Below are 4,178 nucleotides of genomic sequence, written 5' to 3' on the forward strand. Positions count from 1 at the left end.
CGCTGACCCAGATCTGGCTCTGCGGGAACCAGCGGTGCAGAAAGTCGGCGCCCACCTTCAGGCCGCCGCTGGAGCCCACGGCCTGGATGGTGGCGACGCGGCCGTCGGTCAGCACCGGGATGTGGCCGGCAGCATCACGATGACGCTGCTGGGCATCGGCACCGTCTCCCTGGTGCGCCACCTCCGGCTGGCAGGAGCATGAGCATGCAAGGCTTCCAGATCACCTTCTTCACCGGCGAAGGCCGGCACCACGGTCACCAGCCCATGGGCGCGTGGCTGATGGAAACCGCCCGGCAACTGGGCATCCGCGGCGCCACGCTGAGCGTCGGCACGGACGGCATCGGCCGCGACGGCCGCCTGCATTCGGCCCACTTCTTCGAGCTGTCCGACCAGCCCATCGAGGTGACGCTGGTGGTGAGCGAGGACGAATGGACCCGGCTGGCCCAGGCCCTCACCGCGGCCCAGGCCAATGTCTTCTTCACCAAGACGCCGGTGGAGTTCGGGGTGCTGGGCGGGCCCGACCCGGGTGCCACACCAGCAGCAGCAGGCTGAGCCCCGCGAAGCCCGCCCCGGCCCCAAAGGTGGCGGCGGGCCCGAAGGCGTCCCACAGACCACCGGCCACCACGCTGGCCACCAGCATGGCCAGGCCACTGGCCAGGTTGAACACGCCGTAGGCCGTGCCGCGCAGCGGCGCGGGCGCGGTGTCGGCCACCATGGCGGCCAGCAGGCCCTGGGTCATGCCCATGTGGATGCCCCACAGCGCCACGCCGGCCAGCAGAGCCGGCAGACCGGCGGCCTGCGCCAGCAGCCCATCCGAGGCAAGCAGCACCGCCAGGCCGCCGCCCAGCAGCCGGGTGTGGGACACCCGGTCCGCCAGCCAGCCGAAGGGATAGGCCGAGGCGGCGTAGACCACGTTCATCGCCACCATCACCAGGGGCACCAGGGCCATGGACACCCCCAGCTGCTGGGCCCGCAGCACCAGGAAGGCCTCGCTGAAGCGGGCCAGCGTGAACACGCTGCCCAGCGCCACCACCCACCAGTAGCCAGACCCGAGCTGACGCAGCGTCTCGCGGCGGATGGGGTTGACCCGACGCTCACCGCTGTGGCGCTCCGGCTCGCGCACCCCCAGGGCCAGCACCAGCACCGAGATCACGCCCGGCACCACCGCCACCCAGAACACGGCGCGGAAGTCGTCGGCCCACAGCAGCATGAAGGCGGTGGCCAGCAGCGGCCCCAGAAAGGCCCCCACGGTGTCCAGCGACTGGCGCAGGCCGAAGGCCGCACCGCGCACCTCGGACGGCGTCAGGTCGGCCACCAGGGCGTCGCGCGGGGCCCCGCGGATGCCCTTGCCCACCCGGTCCACCAGGCGGGCCGCCACCACCAGCCCGGCGCCGGTGGCCAGGGCAAAGAAGGGCTTGGTGAAGGCCCCCAGCGCATAGCCCAGCAGGGCCAGGCCCTTGCGCTTGCCCAGCCAGTCGCTGAGCACGCCGGAGAACACCTTGACGATCAGCGCGGTGGATTCCGCCAGGCCCTCGATCAGGCCGATGGCGGTGGCCGACACCCCCAGCGAGGTGGCCAGGAACATCGGCAGCAGGCTGTGGATCATCTCCGAGGAGATGTCCATGAACATGCTCACCAGGCCCAGGGCCCAGATGGCGGCGGGGATGCGGGGGCGCTGCACGGTCTCGCCCCGAACGTCAACCCAAGCGCCAGGCCAGGTAGGCCGCCACCACGCCCAGCGTGACCAGCGTCACCGGCACCCCCAGTGCGGCATGGCGGCGCCAGTCGATCACCACGCCCCGGCGGCGGGCCGCATCGACCACGATGATGTTGGCGATGCTGCCCACGATGAACAGGTTGCCGGCAAAGGTGCTGACCAGGGCCAGCAGCGGACCGTCCAGCGGGTGGGTGGCCACCGGCAGCAGCAGCATCACCGCCGGCACGTTGGAGACGATGTTGGACAGCACGAAGGTGGCCAGCGCCATCGGCCCGGGCTGGTCCAGGTGCACGCCGTGCGCGGCGATGTCGGCCACCAGGCGCTGCGGCAGGCCGGTGTGCTGCAAGGCGGCGTTGACGACGAACAGACCGACGAAGAGCACCAGCAGCTCCCAGTCCACCAACCCCAGCACGCGGCTGGAGCGCATGCGCCGGCTCATCAGCAGCAGGCCCGCGCCCACCAGGGCCACCACCTCGCGCGGCCAGTCGGTGAACAGAAAGGCCAGCAGCACCCCGGCCGCCACGCCCAGGCCCTTGGCGGTCTGCCAGCGGTCCAGCGGCACGGCCTCGGCGTTCTTCTCGGCCGGCCCCGGCCCGGCGGCGCCGTCGGCCAGCATCCAGCGCCCGCGCACACTCAACACCACCAGCGCCCAGGTCAGGCCCAGGCCCACCGCCACCGGCAGCAGGGCCTCGACCATGTAGCCGCCGAAATGCAGCTGCAGCGTCTGGCCGATCAGCATGTTCTGCGGGTTGCCGATCAGCGTGGCGGCCGAGCCGATGTTGGCCGCGCAGGCCAGGGCCAGCGCGAAGGGCACCGGGTCCAGCCGGCGGCGCAGGCAGGCCTCCACCAGCACCGGCGCCACCGCCAGGCACACCACATCGTTGCTGAACACCGCCGACAGACCGCCGGCCACCACCACCAGCGCCGCCAGCAAACCGGGCGGGCCCAGCTTCAGGCCGGCCAGGCGCAAGGTCACCCAGTCGTAGAAGCCGCCCAGCTGCATCTGGGCCGAGACCACCATGAAGGCGAACAACAGCAGCACCGTGGGCAGGTGCACCGCCTGCGCCGCCGCGTCCACCGAGATGGCCTCGGTGCCGATCATGGCGATGGCCCCCAGCAGCGCCACGCCGGTGCGGTCCAGCTGGAGAAAGGGCAGCCCACCCAGGATCATGCCCAGGTAGACCAGCACGAAGATGGTCAGAACAATGGTGGTCACGGCGCCGATTGTCGCCTTCAGGGCGGCCAGGTCGTTGGCACCTCGCGCCGCGCAATGCATGGCCTACTTTCGCTATGCTGTGTGGAATTGCATTCCAAAGTAGAAGCCCGCCGTGAAACTCGATGCCCTGGACGTCAAGATCCTGGACCTGCTGCAGAACGATGCCGAACTGAGCGTGGGCGAGATCGCCAGCCGGGTGGGCCTGTCCTCCACGCCCTGCTGGCGGCGCATCCAGCGCCTGAAGGACGAGAAGGTCATCACCCGGCAGGTGGCCCTGCTGGACCCGCACAAGGTGCAGGTGGGCGTCACCGTCTTCGTGTCGGTGCGCACCAGCACCCACACCCAGGAATGGTTCGAGCGCTTTCGGGCCACGGTGCAGGCCATTCCCGAGGTGATGGAGTTCTACCGCATGAGCGGCGACGTGGACTACCTGCTACGCGTCGTGGTGCCCGACATCGCCGCCTACGACAAGGTCTACAAGCGACTGACCGACGGCACCCAGTTGCACGACGTCAGCTCCAGCTTCGCGATGGAGGAACTCAAGCTCACCACGGCGCTGCCGCTGGGCTACGTCTGAGGCGGGCCGGCCGCCTCAGCCCAGCAGCCGCCAGGCCCCGCCCAGCAGGCCCGCGCCCAGCACCACCGGGATCACGCCCACCTTGAAGCGCAGCAGCGCGAGCGCGGCCGCCAGGCCGATCACCGCAGCCGCCCACTCGAAGCCGCCGGCCCAGCCCCGCGGCCAGAGCACGTGGTAGGCGAAGAACACGGCCAGGTTGACGATGACGCCCACCACCGCGGCGGTGATGGCCGTCAGCGGCGCGGTGAACTGGAGCTTGCCGTGGGTGGATTCGATGAAGGGCGCGCCCAGGAAGATGAAGAAGAAGGACGGCAGGAAGGTGAAGAAGGTCACCACCGCCGCGGCCGCCACGCCGGCCCAGGGCAGCGCCTGCGGACCGAAGAGGGCCTGGCCCCAGCCACCGACGAAACCGACATAGGACACCACCATGATCAGCGGCCCCGGCGTGGTCTCGCCCAGCGCCAGGCCGTCGATCATCTGGCCCGGCGACCTCTCCGCCGCACTGGACGAGGCACAGAACCGCCCCAGCGGCATCTCCGTCACCCGGGAGGCCGGCGCATCGCTGGTGAGCGGCCCCATCGCCTTGCGCACGCCGCAGGGCCGCATGCTCACGCATGTGCCGCCCCTGCGTGTCGAGCCGGGCACGCGGCTGTTGATCCGGGGGCTCC

5 protein-coding genes and 2 pseudogenes are annotated in these 4,178 nt (G+C 70.9%); 3 read left to right on the plus strand and 4 right to left on the minus strand.

Features of this window, described 5'->3' with window-relative positions; translation table 11 throughout:
* Positions 1–181 (minus strand): annotated as a pseudogene (locus I73_RS33485) (aromatic amino acid aminotransferase); the annotation flags it as partial.
* Between the two features lie 23 nt (positions 182–204).
* On the opposite strand from I73_RS33485, the gene I73_RS07955 reads away from it, so the two are divergent.
* Entirely contained in the window at positions 205–552 is a 348-nt protein-coding gene (locus tag I73_RS07955; protein ID WP_022980130.1) for a DUF190 domain-containing protein, read from the plus strand.
* Here I73_RS07955 and I73_RS07960 read toward each other — a convergent pair.
* The gene (locus tag I73_RS07960; RefSeq protein WP_022980131.1) at positions 479–1,681 is read right to left on the minus strand and encodes an MFS transporter; all 1,203 of its coding nucleotides are present in this window, start codon (positions 1,679–1,681) and stop codon (positions 479–481) included. The genes I73_RS07955 and I73_RS07960 overlap by 74 nt on opposite strands.
* A 16-nt stretch (positions 1,682–1,697) precedes the next feature.
* On the minus strand, positions 1,698–2,933 hold the full coding sequence (locus tag I73_RS07965) for an anion transporter (protein ID WP_026096454.1): 1,236 nt from the start codon (positions 2,931–2,933) through the stop codon (positions 1,698–1,700).
* A 112-nt stretch (positions 2,934–3,045) separates the two neighbouring features.
* Between I73_RS07965 and I73_RS07970 the strand changes: the two genes are divergently transcribed.
* The gene (locus I73_RS07970) at positions 3,046–3,510 is read left to right on the plus strand and encodes an Lrp/AsnC family transcriptional regulator (protein WP_022980133.1); all 465 of its coding nucleotides are present in this window, start codon (positions 3,046–3,048) and stop codon (positions 3,508–3,510) included.
* Between the two features lie 15 nt (positions 3,511–3,525).
* On the opposite strand, the pseudogene I73_RS07975 reads toward I73_RS07970, so the two are convergent.
* Positions 3,526–3,990: pseudogene (locus I73_RS07975) on the minus strand (chromate transporter); the annotation flags it as partial.
* Here I73_RS07975 and I73_RS33490 point away from each other — a divergent pair.
* Positions 3,938–4,178: hypothetical protein (locus I73_RS33490; protein WP_374701948.1), on the plus strand; the 241-nt coding region annotated here is incomplete at its 3' end. The pseudogene I73_RS07975 and the gene I73_RS33490 sit on opposite strands and share 53 nt — an antisense overlap.

The sequence above is a fragment of the Ideonella sp. B508-1 genome, from assembly GCF_000333615.1.
Taxonomy (GTDB): Bacteria; Pseudomonadota; Gammaproteobacteria; order Burkholderiales; family Burkholderiaceae_C; genus Ideonella.